Origin of the sequence: Mesorhizobium cantuariense, from assembly GCF_042647205.1 — a bacterium.
GTDB classification, from domain to species: Bacteria; Pseudomonadota; Alphaproteobacteria; order Rhizobiales; family Rhizobiaceae; genus Mesorhizobium; species Mesorhizobium cantuariense.
Genome location: NZ_JBHRVD010000001.1, coordinates 4,007,678 through 4,023,497, shown reverse-complemented (window position 1 = coordinate 4,023,497; position 15,820 = coordinate 4,007,678). Strand labels below are relative to the sequence as shown.

The following is a 15,820-nucleotide window of genomic DNA, read 5'->3' as shown; positions in this document are numbered from 1 at the left end:
ATCCATGGCTGCTTCCCTTAGCGAACTGTCGACCTATCTCGGCGAGAAGCTGCCTGGCCGCTTCAGTGACGCGGTGCTTGCCTATGGCGAACTCACCGTTCACGTCGAGCCGCGCGATCTGGTCGAGGTCATGACCTTCCTGCGCGACGATGCGCGCTGCCAGTTCATCTCGATCATCGACGTCTGCGGCGCCGACTATCCGTCGCGGGCCAAGCGCTTCGACGTCGTCTATCACCTGTTGTCGCCGAAGCAGAATGTGCGCATCCGCGTCAAGGTGCAGGCCGACGAGGAAACCATGGTGCCGTCGATCACCGGCGTCTATCCCGGCGCCGACTGGTTCGAGCGCGAGACCTACGATCTCTACGGCGTGCTGTTCTCGGGCCATCCCGATCTGCGCCGCCTGCTGACCGACTACGGTTTCGAAGGCCATCCGCTGCGCAAGGATTTCCCGCTGACCGGTTTCGTCGAGGTGCGTTACGACGACGAAGCCAAGCGCGTCATCTACGAGCCGGTCGAGCTCAAGCAGGAATTCCGCAATTTCGATTTTTTGTCCCCGTGGGAAGGTACGGATTACGTCCTGCCGGGTGACGAGAAGGCAAAGCAGTAAATGGCTGAAACCTCCGTCCGCAATTTTAACATCAACTTTGGCCCTCAACACCCTGCAGCGCATGGTGTTTTGAGGTTGGTTCTTGAGCTCGACGGCGAAGTCGTCGATCGCGTCGATCCGCATATTGGGCTCCTGCATCGCGGCACGGAAAAGCTGATCGAGGCGAAAACCTATCTGCAGGCGATCCCCTATCTCGACCGGCTCGACTATTGCGCGCCGATGAACCAGGAACACGCCTTCGCGCTCGCCGCCGAGCGGCTGCTCGGTATCGAAGTGCCGAAGCGCGGGCAGCTGATCCGCGTGCTTTACTGCGAAATCGGCCGCATCATGTCGCACATCCTCAACGTGACGACGCAGGCGATGGATGTCGGCGCGCTGACGCCGCCGCTGTGGGGTTTCGTCGAACGCGAAAAGCTGATGGTGTTCTATGAGCGCGCCTCCGGTTCGCGCATGCATGCCGCCTATTTCCGTCCCGGCGGCGTGCATCAGGACCTGCCGCAGAAGCTGGTCGAGGATATCGGCAAGTGGATCGACCCGTTCCTGAAGTCGATCGACGACCTCGATCAACTGCTGACCGGCAATCGCATCTTCAAGCAGCGCAATGTCGATATCGGCATCGTTTCGCTGGCCGATGCCTGGGCCTGGGGCTTTTCCGGCGTCATGGTGCGTGGCTCGGGCGCTGCATGGGACCTGCGCAAGTCGCAACCCTATGAATGCTATTCGGAAATGGATTTCGACATTCCGATCGGCAAGAACGGCGACTGCTTCGATCGCTACCTCGTACGTATGGAAGAGATGCGCCAGTCGGCGAAGATCATGCGCCAGTGCGTCGATCTCCTGCTCGGCAAGGAGAGCGCTGGTCCGGTATCCAACCTCGATGGCAAGGTGGTGCCGCCCAAGCGTCAGGCGATGAAGCGCTCGATGGAAGCGCTGATCCATCACTTCAAGCTCTATACCGAGGGTTACCGCGTGCCGGCCGGCGAGGTCTATGCCGCGGTCGAAGCGCCGAAGGGCGAGTTCGGCGTCTATTTGGTCTCCGACGGCTCCAACAAGCCCTACCGCTGCAAGCTGCGCGCGCCCGGCTTCGCGCATCTGCAGGCCATGGATTTCCTCTGCCGCGGCCACATGCTGGCCGACGTCACCGCCGTTCTCGGCTCCCTCGACATCGTGTTTGGTGAGGTCGATCGCTAAATGTCAGTCCGCCGTCTCGCAGAAGCCAGCGTCCAGCCAGCATCCTTCGCCTTCAACCGGGCGAATGCCGCGGCGGCGAAGCAATGGATCAAGAAATACCCGAAGGGCCGTGAGCAGTCGGCGATCATTCCCTTGCTGATGATAGCACAGGAGCAGGAAGGCTGGGTGACGAAGGCGGCGATCGAGACGATTTCCGACATGCTCGGCATGCCCCGCATCCGCGGCCTCGAGGTCGCGACCTTCTACACGCAGTACCAGCTCAACCCGGTCGGCACGCGTGCGCACATCCAGGTCTGCGGCACCACGCCCTGCATGCTGCGCGGCTCGGAAGCGCTGATGGATGTGTGTCGGTCAAAAATCCATCACGACCAGTTCCACACCAACGACAAAGGCACCTTGTCGTGGGAAGAGGTCGAATGCCTTGGCGCCTGCGTCAACGCGCCGATGGTGATGATCTTCAAGGATACTTTCGAGGATCTGACGCCGGAACGTCTGGCCGAGATCATCGATCTCTACGGCGCCGGCAAGGGCGCCTCCGTGCCCGTGGGGCCGCAGAACGGCCGCACCGGCTCGGAGCCGGCCTCCGGCCTCACCACGCTGAAGAGCGAAAAGGCGATCCTCAAGTCGACCCGCGAAAGGGAAGCCAGGGAAGCAGCCAAAGCCGCCAGGGCGGCGCCGGATGCGATCATCGCCACGGCCGTGCCAGCACCGGCCCCTGTCGCGCCGTCCAAAGCCAGCAAGCCGAAGACCGACGCCCTTGAAACCAGCCCGGCATTGAAGACGCCCTCAAAGACCAAGGTCGCGCCGGCAGTTGAAAGGGCGGCGAGCGTTTCGGCGCCGCTGCATTCGGCTGCCAATGCCAACAAGGCAGACCCCGAGGTCGAGCAGGTTTCCAAGCAGCGCAGTGGTCCTAAGACCAAGGCCGAGCCGGCATCTGCCTTCAAGGCGCCGGAGGTCAAGGTACCGGTCGCTAAGGCCGCCAAAACTGCCAAGCCGTCGCTGGAAGACAAGAACCGTCCGGCCGGCATCGACAGGCCGGCGCTGGTCGACGACCTGAAGCTGATTTCCGGCGTCGGTCCGAAGAGCGAAGGCGTCCTGCATTCGCTCGGCATCTTCACCTTCGCGCAGGTTGCTTCGTGGAAGAAGGCCGAGCGCGATTGGGTGGACGGTTATCTCGCTTTCCACGGCCGCATCGAACGCGAGGACTGGGTCAAGCAGGCCAAGGCGCTCGCCAAGGGCGGCGTCGCCGAATACATCCGCGTCTTCGGCAAGAAGCCGGTCTGAGGGTCGAAAAATGCTTCAGGACAAGGACCGCATCTTCACCAACATCTACGGCCTCTTCGACAAGTCGCTGGCCGGCGCGATGGCGCGCGGCGCCTGGGACAACACGCCCGGCATCGTCGCCAAGGGGCGTGAGTGGATCGTCAACGAGATGAAGGCGTCGGGCCTGCGCGGCCGCGGCGGCGCCGGCTTCCCGACAGGTCTCAAATGGTCGTTCATGCCTAAGCAGAGCGACGGCCGGCCTAGCTATCTGGTCATCAACGCCGACGAATCCGAGCCCGGCACCTGCAAGGACCGCGACATCCTGCGCAATGACCCGCACACGCTGGTCGAGGGTGCGCTGCTTGCCGGTTTCGCCATGGGCGCGATTGCCGCCTACATCTATGTGCGCGGTGAGTTCATCCGCGAGCGCGAGGCGCTGCAGCGCGCCATCGACGAGGCCTATGAGGCCAAGCTGATCGGCAAGAACAACACATCGGGCTATGATTTCGATATCTACATGCACCACGGTGCCGGCGCCTATATCTGCGGCGAGGAGACAGCACTCCTCGAGAGCCTCGAGGGCAAGAAGGGCCAGCCCAGGCTAAAGCCGCCATTTCCGGCCAATGTCGGCCTCTATGGCTGCCCGACCACCGTCAACAATGTCGAATCGATCGCGGTGGCGCCGACCATCCTGCGCCGCGGTGCTGCCTGGTTCTCGTCCTTCGGCCGGCCCAACAATGTCGGCACCAAGCTGTTTTGCATCTCCGGCCACGTCAACAATCCGTGCACCGTCGAAGAGGCGATGTCGATCCCGTTCCGCGAGCTGATCGAGACGCATTGCGGCGGCATTCGCGGCGGCTGGGACAATCTGCTTGCGGTCATTCCGGGCGGTGCTTCGGTGCCGCTGGTGCCGGCCGAGCAGATCATCGATACGCCGATGGATTTCGACGCGCTGCGCGACCTCAAATCCGGTCTCGGCACGGCGGCTGTCATCGTCATGGACAAGTCGACCGATATCGTGAAGGCGATCGCGCGGCTTTCGTATTTCTACAAGCATGAGAGCTGCGGCCAGTGCACGCCGTGCCGCGAAGGCACCGGCTGGATGTGGCGGGTGATGGAGCGGCTGGTGCGCGGCGAAGCGCAGAAGCGCGAGATCGACATGCTGCTCGACGTGACCAAGCAGGTCGAGGGTCACACGATCTGCGCGCTGGGTGATGCGGCGGCATGGCCGATCCAGGGCCTGATGCGGCATTTCCGCAGCGAGGTGGAGCGGCGCATCGACGAGTTTTCGCGCAACGCGCACCGGGCCGAGCCGGTGATGGTGGCGGCGGAATAGAAGAATTTGTGAATGCGGGCGAAAGCCCGAGCGAAATACGGGCAAGTGCCCGATTTGAGATACGGGCAAGTGCCCGATCTGAGACAACCGGGGCGGGCGAACGAAAAAACGACCAGGAGAACTCTACGGCGCCGTATCCGACCCCCAACCCATTGATGCCCAATTTGGACCAGCTCGAGAAGATGAACCAGGACTTGACCAGGATGATGCCGAAGGAGATGGCCAGCGCCGTCAACCTTCTCGCGCATCCTGTGGCGGGTGCGGCGGCGATGTCGGCGCTTGGCCTCGGGCTCGCCAACCACGCTTTCGGCGTCTGGCTGGGCGCGCTTTCGGGGGCGGCCGAAGCCTCGCAACGGCTGCTGCAGCCGATCGTCGATGATTTCGAGGCGCGCGTCGCGCAGTTCGACGACCCGAATTCTTCCTCCACCAGAGCGCGGGCGACGGCGAAAACCATGATCGCCGAGGCGCAGTCCTTCGCCCAGGAGGTCACCGATATTGCCGCGAAGGAAGCCGCCACTGCAGTGCCAGCCGCAAATGCCGCTCCGGTAACGGGCGACGCCGGCCATGTGCTGATGCCCGAGGATTTCAGGCAGCCAGAGGCTATGGAAAAGCCGGTGAAACCGGCGGATCTCAAGGCGATATCGGGCATCGGACCCAAGCTGGAAAAAGTTCTCAACGGCCTTGGCATCTGGACGTATGGCCAGATCGCGGCATGGACGCCGCAAGAGGTTGCCTGGGTCGAGGACTATCTGTCGCTCACCGGCCGCATTGGCCGCGACGATTGGACAGCCCAAGCGGCGGCGCTCGCCGTCAAGAAGTGAATGAAATGCCTGATGTGGTCTCGACCGCGTCCGGAAAATGAGATTGCGGGAACTCCGCAGGGGTTTGAGGCGAATGGCAAAGCTCAAGGTCGACGGGAAAGAGATCACTGTACCCGACCACTACACGCTGCTGCAGGCGGCGGAAGACGCTGGCGCGGAAGTGCCGCGCTTCTGCTTCCATGAGCGGCTGTCGATCGCCGGCAATTGCCGCATGTGCCTGATCGAGGTGAAGGGCGGACCGCCCAAGCCGCAGGCGTCCTGCGCCATGGGCGTGCGCGACCTGCGCCCCGGCCCGAATGGCGAGCCGCCGGAAATCTTCACCAACACGCCGATGGTCAAGAAGGCCAGGGAAGGCGTGATGGAGTTCCTGCTGATCAACCATCCGCTGGATTGCCCGATCTGCGACCAGGGCGGCGAATGCGACCTGCAGGACCAGGCGATGGCCTTCGGCGTCGATTCCTCGCGCTATCATGAGAACAAGCGCGCGGTCGAAGACAAATATATCGGACCGCTGGTCAAGACGGTGATGAACCGCTGCATCCATTGCACGCGCTGCGTCCGCTTCACCACGGAAGTCGCCGGCATTTCCGAGCTTGGCCTGATCGGCCGCGGCGAGGACGCCGAGATCACCACCTATCTCGAACAGGCGATGACCTCGGAGCTGCAGGGCAATGTCATCGACCTTTGCCCGGTCGGTGCGCTGACCTCAAAACCCTTCGCCTTCCAGGCGCGGCCGTGGGAACTGACAAAGACCGAATCCATCGACGTGATGGACGCGGTCGGCTCGGCGATCCGCGTCGATAGCCGGGGTCGCGAAGTGATGCGCATCCTGCCGCGCGTCAACGAAGCGGTGAACGAGGAGTGGATTTCCGACAAGACCCGCTTCATCTGGGACGGTCTGCGTACACAGCGCCTCGACCGCCCTTATGTGCGCAAGGACGGCAAGCTCGCGCCGGCAAGCTGGGCCGAGGCCTTCGCCGCGATCAAGGACGCGGTGTCGAAGACGGCACCCGAGAAGATCGGCGCCATATCGGGCGATCTCGCTGCTGTCGAGGAAATCTACGCACTGAAGCTGCTGATGGCTTCGCTCGGCTCGAAGAATATCGACTGCCGCCAGGATGGTGCCGCACTCGATCCGGCGCTCGGCCGGGCGAGCTACATCTTCAATCCGACCATCGAAGGCATCGAACAGGCCGATGCGGTGCTGATCATCGGCGCCAACCCGCGCTATGAAGCCTCGGTGCTCAACACCCGCATCCGCAAGCGCTGGCGGATCGGCAATCTGCCGGTCGGCGTCATCGGCGATGTCGGCGACACGCGCTACGACTACGAACAGCTGGGCGCCGGACCGGATTCGCTCAGGGATTTGGCGGATGGCAATGGCAAGTTCTTCCAGGTGCTGAAGAAGGCGACGCATCCGCTTATCATCGTCGGCCAGGGTGCGCTGGCGCGTGCCGATGGCGCGGCCGTGCTCGGCCAGGCGGCCAAGCTCGCCGCCGCCGTCAACGCCGCTCGCGCCGACTGGAACGGCTTTGCCGTGCTGCACAATGCGGCCGGACGTGTCGGCGGTCTCGATCTTGGCTTCGTGCCAGGCGAGGGCGGCAAGAGTGTCGCCGGCATGCTGGGCGACATGGAGCTGCTGTTCCTGCTCGGCGCCGACGAAATCGACATGGCCAAGACCGGCGGCGCCTTCGTCGTCTATATCGGCACGCATGGCGATCAGGGCGCACACCGCGCCAACGTCATCCTGCCGGCGGCTGCCTACACCGAAAAATCGGCCACCTATGTCAACACGGAAGGGCGTGTGCAGCAGACCAACCGCGCCGGCTTTGCGCCGGGCGATGCGCGTGAGGACTGGGCGATCCTGCGGGCCCTGTCGGATGTGCTGGGCAAGAAACTGCCGTTCGATTCGCTGCCGCAGCTGCGCGCCAAGCTTTATGGCGAATACCCGCATCTGGCCCGCATCGATCAGGTCGCGGCCGGCAATGCCGAGGACATCGCTGGGGTGGCGAAGCTCGGCGGACGGCTGAACAAGGGCACGTTCACCTCGCCGGTGACGGATTTCTACCTGACCAACCCGATCGCGCGGGCATCGGCCGTGATGGCGGAATGCTCGGCACTGGCCAAGAGCGGCTTCAAGCAGGCGGCGGAATAAGCATGGACACTTTCTTCTCCTTCTACGTGCTGCCGGCGCTGCTGATCCTCTTGAAGTCGGTCGTGCTGATCGTCGTGCTTTTGATCTTCGTCGCCTACATCCTCTACGCCGACCGCAAGATCTGGGCGGCGGTGCAGCTGCGCCGTGGCCCGAACGTCGTCGGTCCCTGGGGCACGTTGCAGGCTTTCGCCGATCTCTTGAAATTCGTCTTCAAGGAACCGATCATTCCATCGGGCGCTAACAAGGGCGTCTTCCTGCTGGCGCCGCTGGTGTCGGCGGTGCTGGCGATCTCCGCCTGGGCGGTCATTCCGGTCAACGAGGGCTGGGCGATCGCCAACGTCAATGTCGGCATCCTCTATGTCTTCGCCATCTCCTCGCTCGAGGTCTACGGCGTGATCATGGGCGGCTGGGCATCGAACTCGAAATATCCGTTCCTCGGCGCGCTGCGTTCGGCGGCTCAGATGGTGTCCTACGAAGTCTCGATCGGCTTCGTCATCGTCACCGTTCTGCTCACCGCCGGTTCGCTCAACCTCACAGACATCGTGCTGTCGCAGCATGATGGAATTGGTACGCGGATTGGCCTGCCCAACACCTTCCTCGACTGGAACTGGCTGGCGCTGTTCCCGATGTTCATCATCTTCTTCATCTCGGCGCTGGCCGAGACGAACCGGCCGCCTTTCGATCTGGTCGAAGCCGAATCGGAACTGGTTGCCGGCCACATGGTCGAATATTCCTCGACGCCGTTCCTTTTGTTCTTCCTCGGCGAGTATGTCGCCATCGTGCTGATGTGCGCCTTGGCCACCATCCTGTTCCTCGGAGGCTGGCTGCCTCCCTTCGACTTCGCGCCGTTCACCTGGGTGCCTGGTGTCATCTGGTTCGTGCTGAAAGTCTGCTTCGTCTTCTTCGGCATCTCCATGGTCAAGGCCTTCGTGCCGCGCTACCGCTACGACCAGCTGATGCGGCTCGGCTGGAAAGTGTTCCTGCCGATCTCGCTGTTCATGGTGGTCGCCACCGCCACCTTCCTCAAGATCACGGGGTTTGCGTGATGTCCGCTCTGTCCCAAGCCGCAAAATCGCTGCTGCTGCAGGATTTCGTCAGCGCCTTCTTCCTGTCGATGCGCCAGTTCTTCGCGCCGAAGGAGACGATCAACTATCCGCACGAGAAGGGGCCGACCAGCCCGCGCTTCCGGGGCGAGCATGCGTTGCGCCGCTATCCCAACGGCGAGGAACGCTGCATTGCCTGCAAATTGTGCGAGGCGATCTGCCCGGCGCAGGCCATCACCATCGAGGCCGGCCCGCGTCGCAATGACGGCACGCGCCGCACGGTTCGTTACGACATCGACATGGTGAAGTGCATCTATTGCGGCTTCTGTCAGGAAGCCTGCCCGGTCGACGCCATCGTCGAGGGGCCGAATTTCGAATTCGCGACGGAGACGCGCGAGGAACTCTACTACGACAAGGACAAGCTGTTGGCGAATGGCGACCGGTGGGAGCGCGAACTGGCGCGCAACATCTCGCTGGACTCGCCGTACCGCTGATATTTGACGCATGGACGGGGCGAGGGGCCTCGTCTAAGGACACAACGAAACTTGCAGCCTGACGCGGCGGCAAACATCGAAACAGGACGCTTGTCCTGTTTGTACAGGAACCCGGGGGAACCCCATGTTGAGTGGACTAGAGGCGGCCTTTTTCTACCTCTTCGCCTTTGTCGCGGTGGCATCGGCGTTCATGGTCATTTCGTCGCGCAACCCCGTGCATTCGGTGCTGTTCCTGATCCTGACCTTCTTCAATGCCGCCGGCCTGTTCATGCTGACCGGGGCCGAGTTCCTGGCGATGATCCTGCTCGTCGTCTATGTCGGGGCGGTCATGGTGCTGTTCCTGTTCGTCGTCATGATGCTCGACGTCGATTTCGCCGAGATGAAGGAAGGCGCCCTGCAATATGCACCGATCGGCGCGCTGGTCGGGCTGATCCTGGCGGCGGAGCTGATCGTCGTGCTCGGCGGCTACACTTTCGCGCCGCAGCTCGCCTCGACGGTTTCGAAACCCATTCCGGATCTCGCCGCGCGGACAAACACCGCCGCGCTCGGCGACATCCTCTATACCGACTACCTCTACTACTTCCAGATTTCGGGCCTCATCCTGCTGGTCGCCATGATCGGCGCCATCGTGCTGACGCTGCGCCATAAACCAGGCGTCAAGCGGCAGTCGATCGCAGCCCAGGTCGGCCGCACGCCGGCGACCGGGATGGAAATCCGCAAGGTCAAGACAGGCGAGGGACTCTGAGATGGTTGTCGGCATCGCGCATTATCTGACCGTATCGGCGGTCCTGTTCACGCTCGGCGTGTTCGGCATCTTCCTGAACCGCAAGAACGTCATCGTCATCCTGATGTCGGTCGAGCTGATCCTGCTTGCGGTCAACATCAATTTCGTCGCCTTTTCGGCAGCACTCGGCGATCTGGTCGGCCAGGTGTTCGCGCTGTTCGTGTTGACGGTCGCGGCGGCTGAAGCCGCCATCGGACTTGCCATTCTCGTCGTCTTCTTCCGCAACCGCGGCTCGATCGCGGTCGAAGACGTGAACATGATGAAGGGTTGACGGAACCACCATGTATCAGGCCATCGTCTTCCTTCCCCTGCTCGGCTTCCTGATCGTCGGCCTGTTCGGCACGTCGCTCGGCGCCAAGGCGTCCGAATACATCACCTCAGGCTTCCTGGTGATCGCGGCTGTGCTGTCGTGGGTCGCTTTCTTCACCGTTGGTTTCGGCCACGGCGAAGTGTTCACCGTGCCGGTGCTGCGCTGGATCCAGTCAGGCGGACTGGAAGCGGCCTGGGCTTTGCGTATCGATACGCTGACGGTGGTGATGCTGGTGGTGGTCAACACCGTGTCGGCGCTGGTTCACATCTATTCGATCGGCTACATGCACCACGATCCGAATCGGCCGCGCTTCTTTGCCTACCTGTCGCTGTTCACCTTCGCCATGCTGATGCTGGTGACGGCGGATAACCTCGTGCAGATGTTCTTCGGCTGGGAAGGGGTTGGTCTCGCCTCCTACCTGCTGATCGGTTTCTGGTACAAGAAGCCGTCGGCCAATGCCGCGGCAATAAAGGCTTTCGTCGTCAACCGCGTCGGCGATTTCGGCTTTGCGCTCGGCATCTTCGGCTTGTTCGTGCTGTTCGGCTCGGTCAATCTCGGCACCATCTTCGCCAATGCGGCGACGTTCATTCCGGCCGAAGGCGCGCCACAGGGCGCCGCCGTGCTGACGTTCCTTGGCTATGCGCTGGACAAGCAGGCGGCCATGACGGTCGTCTGCCTGCTGCTGTTCATGGGCGCCATGGGCAAGTCGGCGCAGGTGCCGCTGCACACCTGGCTCCCGGACGCCATGGAAGGCCCGACGCCGGTTTCGGCACTCATCCATGCCGCCACCATGGTGACGGCCGGCGTGTTCATGCTGGCGCGGCTGTCGCCACTGTTCGAGCTGTCGCATTCGGCGCTGACGGTGGTGACCTTCATCGGCGCCTTCACCGCCTTTTTCGCCGCGACCGTCGGTCTGGTCCAGAACGACATCAAGCGCGTCATCGCCTATTCGACCTGCTCGCAGCTCGGCTACATGTTCGTGGCGCTCGGCGTCGGCGCCTATGGCGCGGCGATCTTCCACCTGTTCACGCATGCCTTCTTCAAGGCGCTGCTGTTCCTCGGCTCGGGCTCGGTCATCCATGCCGTCTCCGACGAGCAGGACATGCGCAAGATGGGCGGCCTGCGCAAGCTGATCCCGGCCACCTACTGGATGATGGTGATCGGCACGCTGGCGCTGACCGGCGTCGGCATCCCGGTGACGGTCATCGGCACCGCCGGCTTCTTCTCCAAGGACGCCATCATCGAGAGCGCCTTTGCCGGGCACAATTCGGTTGCCGGCATGGCCTTCGTGTTGCTGGTCATCGCCGCCTGCTTCACCTCCTTCTATTCCTGGCGGCTGATCTTCATGACTTTCCACGGCGAGCCGCGGGCGAGCCACGAGGTCATGCACCACGTCCATGAATCGCCGCCGGTGATGCTGGTGCCGCTGTTCATCCTGGCCGCCGGCGCGCTGTTTGCCGGCATCATCTTCCACGGCGCCTTCATCGGCGAGGGCTATGCCGAGTTCTGGAAGGCGTCGCTGTTCACGCTGCCGGAGAACCATATCCTGCACGATATCCACGAACTGCCGCTGTGGGTCGAGCTGTCGCCCTTCATCGCCATGCTGATCGGCTTCGCGCTGGCCTGGAAGTTCTACATCCGCTCGCCGGAAATGCCGGTCAATCTGGCTGCTCAGCATCGCGGGCTCTACACCTTCCTGCTCAACAAGTGGTATTTCGACGAGCTCTACGATTTCCTGTTCGTGCGGCCCGCCAAGCGCCTCGGCCACTTCCTGTGGAAGACCGGCGACGGCACCGTCATTGACGGCCTCGGCCCGGATGGTATTTCGGCACGCGTCGTCGACGTCACCAACCGGGTCGTCAAGCTGCAGACCGGCTACCTCTACCATTATGCCTTCGCCATGCTGATCGGCGTTGCCGCACTCGTCACCTGGATGATGCTCTGATGACCGCCTGGCCAATCCTCTCGCTGGTCACCTTCCTGCCGCTGGTTGGTGTGCTGCTTATCCTGTTCGTCAATGATGACAGCGAAAACGCACGCCGCAACATCCGCGCCATCGCGCTGTTAACGACGACTTTCACCTTCATCATCTCGCTGTTCATCTGGACCGGCTTCGACAATTCGCAGGCCGGTTTCCAGTTCGTCGAGAAGGTCGCCTGGCTCGACTCCGGCATCTCCTACCATATGGGCGTCGACGGCATTTCGATGCTGTTCGTCATCCTGACGACGTTCTTGATGCCGCTTTGCATCCTGGCCTCGTGGGAATCGATCGAGAAGCGCGTCAAGGCCTACATGATCGCCTTCCTGCTGCTCGAAACGCTGATGATAGGCGTGTTCTGCGCGCTGGATATCGTGCTGTTCTACGTCTTCTTCGAAGCCGGCCTGATCCCGATGTTCATCATCATCGGCGTCTGGGGCGGCAAGCGGCGCGTCTATGCCTCGTTCAAGTTCTTCCTCTACACGCTGGCCGGCTCGGTGCTGATGCTGCTCGCCATCATGGCGATGTTCTTCCAGTCCGGCACGACAGACATTCCGACGCTGTTGACGCACAATTTCCCGGCCAACATGCAGACATGGCTATGGCTTGCCTTCTTCGCCTCTTTCGCGGTGAAGATGCCGATGTGGCCGGTGCATACCTGGCTGCCCGACGCGCATGTCGAGGCGCCGACGGCAGGTTCGGTCATCCTGGCCGCCATCCTCTTGAAGATGGGCGGGTACGGCTTCCTGCGGTTCTCCTTGCCGATGTTCCCGCTGGCGTCCGAAATGTTCGCGCCGCTGGTCTTCGCGCTGTCGGTCGTCGCCATCATCTACACCTCGCTGGTGGCGCTGATGCAGGAGGACATGAAGAAGCTGATCGCCTATTCGTCGGTCGCCCATATGGGCTTCGTGACGATGGGCATCTTCGCCATGAACCAGGAAGGCGTGCAGGGCGCCATCTTCCAGATGCTCAGCCACGGCCTCGTCTCCGGCGCGCTGTTCCTGTGCGTCGGCGTCATCTACGACCGCATGCATACACGTGAGATCGCCGCCTATGGCGGCTTGGTCAACAACATGCCGAAATACGCCACGGTGTTCATGATCTTCACCATGGCCAATGTCGGCCTACCCGGCACCAGCGGCTTCGTCGGCGAGTTCCTGACCATGCTCGGCGTGTTCCGGGTCAACACCTGGGTGGCGTTCTTCGCCGCCACCGGCGTCATCCTGTCGGCGTGTTACGCGCTCTGGCTCTATCGCCGGGTGATCTTCGGCGCGCTGACCAAGGACAGCCTGAAGGGCCTGCTCGACCTGTCGACGCGCGAGAAGGTGATCATCTACCCGCTGGTCGTTCTGGTCATCTTCTTCGGCGTCTATCCCGCACCCGTCTTCGACGCGACGGCCGAATCGGTCAAGTCGCTCGTCACCAATGTCACTGCATCCATCGGCGCCGCGCAGACCGCGGCGGCGAATTAACCCAAGGGTTTTGCGAACCATGACGCCGGACCTTCTCTCCAGCCTGTCGCTCTCGACGCCAGAGCTGATCCTTGCCGTCGGCGCGCTGGCGCTGCTGATGGTCGGGGCCTATTCGCGCGCCAACACCGCCAACACGGCGACCGGCCTTGCCGTTGCCGTTCTGGTGATCGCCGGCGCCTGGCTGATCTTCCAAACCGGGCAGGGCAGCGCCTACGGCAATGCCTTCATCCAGGATTCCTTCGCCCGCTTCATGAAGGTGCTGGCGCTGGTCGGCTCGGCGGTGACGCTGGTTATGTCGATGCGGTTCGCCAAGGCGGAGCATTTCGACAAGTTCGAATATCCGGTGCTGGTGCTGCTCAGCACGCTCGGCATGATGCTGATGATCTCGGCCAACGGCATGATCGGACTCTATCTCGGCCTCGAACTGCAGTCGCTGGCGATCTATGTGCTGTGCGCGATCAATCGTGACAATCTGCGTTCGACCGAGGCCGGCCTGAAGTATTTCGTTCTCGGCGCGCTGTCGTCGGGCATGCTGCTCTACGGCATCAGCCTGGTCTATGGCTATACCGGCAACACCGGCTTCCAGGAGATCGCCACGGCGCTGGGCAGCGGCGAGCGCCAGCTTGGCCTCGTCTTCGGTCTCGTCTTCGTGCTGGCCGGTCTTGCCTTCAAGATCTCGGCGGTGCCGTTCCACATGTGGACGCCTGACGTCTATGAGGGCGCGCCGACGCCGGTGACGGCCTTCCTGGCGGCAGCACCGAAGATGGCGGCGATGGCGCTGATGGTGCGCGTCACCATGGGCGCGTTCAAACCGATCGCTTCCGACTGGCAGCAGATCATCGTCTTCATCTCGATCGCCTCGATGGCGCTGGGCGCTTTCGCGGCGATAGGCCAGACCAACATCAAGCGGCTGATGGCCTATTCCTCGATCGGCCACATGGGCTACGCGCTGGTCGGCCTTGCCGCCAACAGCCAGGCCGGCGTGCGCGGCGTCGCCATCTACATGCTGATCTATCTGGTCATGACGCTCGGCACCTTCGCCTTCATCCTCGCCATGCGGCGCAAGGAAGGCAATGTCGAGCAGATCAGCGATCTGGCCGGCCTGTCGTCGACCAATCCGATCATGGCGACCATCCTGACCATCCTGATGTTCTCGCTGGCCGGCATTCCGCCGCTCGCCGGCTTCTGGGGGAAGTGGTACGTCTTCCTCGCAGCCATCAACGCCAACCTCTATGCGCTGGCGATCATCGGCGTGCTGGCCTCGGTCGTAGGCGCCTATTACTATTTGCGCATCATCAAGATCATGTGGTTCGACGAACCGGTCGGTGGCTTCGTGCCGATGGCGACAGAATTGCGTGTCGTGCTCGGCGTCTCCGGCGCCTTCGTGCTGTTCTACGTGCTGATCGGCGGACCGATCGGCACCTATGCCGAAGCCGCCGCCAAGGCATTTTTCTAGACGGCATGGCGTTTCGGCTGGCTCCAACCTCGGCGTCGGAAGGGTTCCGGCTCGAGGCGCATGACAGCGTCGGCTCCACCAATGCGCTGGCGCTGGATCACGCAAGGGCAGGTGACCCGGGCAAGCTGTGGGTCGTTTCCAAGAAACAGGAAAGCGGGCGTGGCCGGCGCGGCCGTGTCTGGGCGACGCCCGAAGGCAACCTCGCGGCGACGCTGCTCGTGATCACCAAGGCAGAGCTTCGCCTTGCCGCAACGCTGGGTTTCGTCGCCGGACTGGCGCTGGCCGATGCGCTCGACGCCGTGGTGCCGAAGGGCCGGATCGCCATTGGCCTCGACGGTGGCAGTGAAGGAAAGAACCGTTTCGAGCTGAAATGGCCGAACGACGTCCTTGCCTCGGGCGCCAAGCTGGCCGGCATCCTGCTGGAATCGGCGATCCTGGAAGGCGGCCGTTTCGCGGTGGCGGTCGGCATCGGCGTCAATGTGGTGGCATACCCCGAGGATTTGCCTTATCCCGCAACATCATTGCACGCGCTGGGTGCGGCATGCGATGCGGAAACACTGTTCCTGGCGCTGTCGGATGCCTGGAGCGAGAATGCCCGGTTGTGGGATGAGGGGCGCGGACTTGCCGCCGTCAGGCGACGGTGGTTGGCTCGCGCGGCGGGGCTCGGCGGCGAGGTTGCTGTCAGAATTGACGGTAATGTGGTGCGTGGGGTGTTTGAAACCATTGACGAGGACTGCCGTTTCGTGATCCGCGACGATGAAGGTTCGGTTCTGACGATCGCCGCCGGCGACGTGCATTTCGGCGCGGTCGCTTCGGCCAGGGCCTAGAGCCATTCATGGACGGGTCTAACTGTTTGTTCTTGCGCAATTCCTGTGGGAAAACCGATACACACTTTTCCTGGAATTGCTTT

14 protein-coding genes are annotated in these 15,820 nt (G+C 62.7%); all 14 read left to right on the top strand.

From position 1 onward, the window contains the following. Positions 1 to 4 precede the first annotated feature (4 nt). The gene (locus ACFOJ9_RS19495; protein WP_378980494.1) at positions 5 to 607 is read left to right on the top strand and encodes an NADH-quinone oxidoreductase subunit C; all 603 of its coding nucleotides are present in this window, start codon (positions 5 to 7) and stop codon (positions 605 to 607) included. Beyond that, on the top strand, positions 608 to 1,798 hold the full coding sequence (locus ACFOJ9_RS19490; protein WP_352632380.1) for an NADH-quinone oxidoreductase subunit D: 1,191 nt from the start codon (positions 608 to 610) through the stop codon (positions 1,796 to 1,798). After that, a complete protein-coding gene (locus ACFOJ9_RS19485) occupies positions 1,799 to 3,082 on the top strand; it encodes an NADH-quinone oxidoreductase subunit E (protein ID WP_378980493.1) in 1,284 nt (427 codons plus the stop codon). A 10-nt stretch (positions 3,083 to 3,092) separates the two neighbouring features. After that, positions 3,093 to 4,397, top strand: a complete 1,305-nt coding sequence (nuoF, locus tag ACFOJ9_RS19480) for an NADH-quinone oxidoreductase subunit NuoF (protein WP_378980492.1) — start codon at positions 3,093 to 3,095, stop codon at positions 4,395 to 4,397. A 182-nt stretch (positions 4,398 to 4,579) separates the two neighbouring features. Next, on the top strand, positions 4,580 to 5,218 hold the full coding sequence (locus ACFOJ9_RS19475) for an NADH-ubiquinone dehydrogenase (protein WP_378980491.1): 639 nt from the start codon (positions 4,580 to 4,582) through the stop codon (positions 5,216 to 5,218). 73 nt (positions 5,219 to 5,291) lie between these two features. Beyond that, positions 5,292 to 7,373, top strand: coding sequence for an NADH-quinone oxidoreductase subunit NuoG (gene nuoG / locus ACFOJ9_RS19470; RefSeq protein ID WP_378980490.1), 2,082 nt, complete (start codon positions 5,292 to 5,294; stop codon positions 7,371 to 7,373). 2 nt (positions 7,374 to 7,375) lie between these two features. Then, entirely contained in the window at positions 7,376 to 8,419 is a 1,044-nt protein-coding gene (nuoH, locus tag ACFOJ9_RS19465; RefSeq protein ID WP_378980489.1) for an NADH-quinone oxidoreductase subunit NuoH, read from the top strand. Continuing rightward, complete coding sequence (gene nuoI, locus ACFOJ9_RS19460; RefSeq protein WP_023812382.1) at positions 8,419 to 8,910, top strand: NADH-quinone oxidoreductase subunit NuoI; 492 nt, start codon at positions 8,419 to 8,421, stop codon at positions 8,908 to 8,910. Before nuoH ends, nuoI begins: the two co-directional genes overlap by 1 nt. 124 nt (positions 8,911 to 9,034) lie before the next feature. Then, a complete protein-coding gene (locus tag ACFOJ9_RS19455; RefSeq protein WP_378980488.1) occupies positions 9,035 to 9,655 on the top strand; it encodes an NADH-quinone oxidoreductase subunit J in 621 nt (206 codons plus the stop codon). Between the two features lies 1 nt (position 9,656). Next, the gene (gene nuoK, locus ACFOJ9_RS19450) at positions 9,657 to 9,965 is read left to right on the top strand and encodes an NADH-quinone oxidoreductase subunit NuoK (protein ID WP_010910101.1); all 309 of its coding nucleotides are present in this window, start codon (positions 9,657 to 9,659) and stop codon (positions 9,963 to 9,965) included. Positions 9,966 to 9,975: 10 nt separating this feature from the next. After that, positions 9,976 to 11,949, top strand: coding sequence for an NADH-quinone oxidoreductase subunit L (gene nuoL / locus ACFOJ9_RS19445; RefSeq protein WP_378980487.1), 1,974 nt, complete (start codon positions 9,976 to 9,978; stop codon positions 11,947 to 11,949). Next, positions 11,949 to 13,454, top strand: coding sequence for an NADH-quinone oxidoreductase subunit M (locus ACFOJ9_RS19440; RefSeq protein ID WP_378980486.1), 1,506 nt, complete (start codon positions 11,949 to 11,951; stop codon positions 13,452 to 13,454). The genes nuoL and ACFOJ9_RS19440 overlap by 1 nt, the downstream gene beginning before the upstream one ends. 19 nt (positions 13,455 to 13,473) lie before the next feature. Continuing rightward, positions 13,474 to 14,910 carry an NADH-quinone oxidoreductase subunit NuoN gene (nuoN, locus tag ACFOJ9_RS19435; protein ID WP_378980485.1) on the top strand — a complete coding sequence of 479 codons (1,437 nt, stop codon included), beginning with the start codon at positions 13,474 to 13,476 and terminating at the stop codon, positions 14,908 to 14,910. A gap of 5 nt (positions 14,911 to 14,915) precedes the next feature. Further along, positions 14,916 to 15,737 carry a biotin--[acetyl-CoA-carboxylase] ligase gene (locus ACFOJ9_RS19430; protein ID WP_378980484.1) on the top strand — a complete coding sequence of 274 codons (822 nt, stop codon included), beginning with the start codon at positions 14,916 to 14,918 and terminating at the stop codon, positions 15,735 to 15,737. Positions 15,738 to 15,820 lie beyond the last annotated feature (83 nt).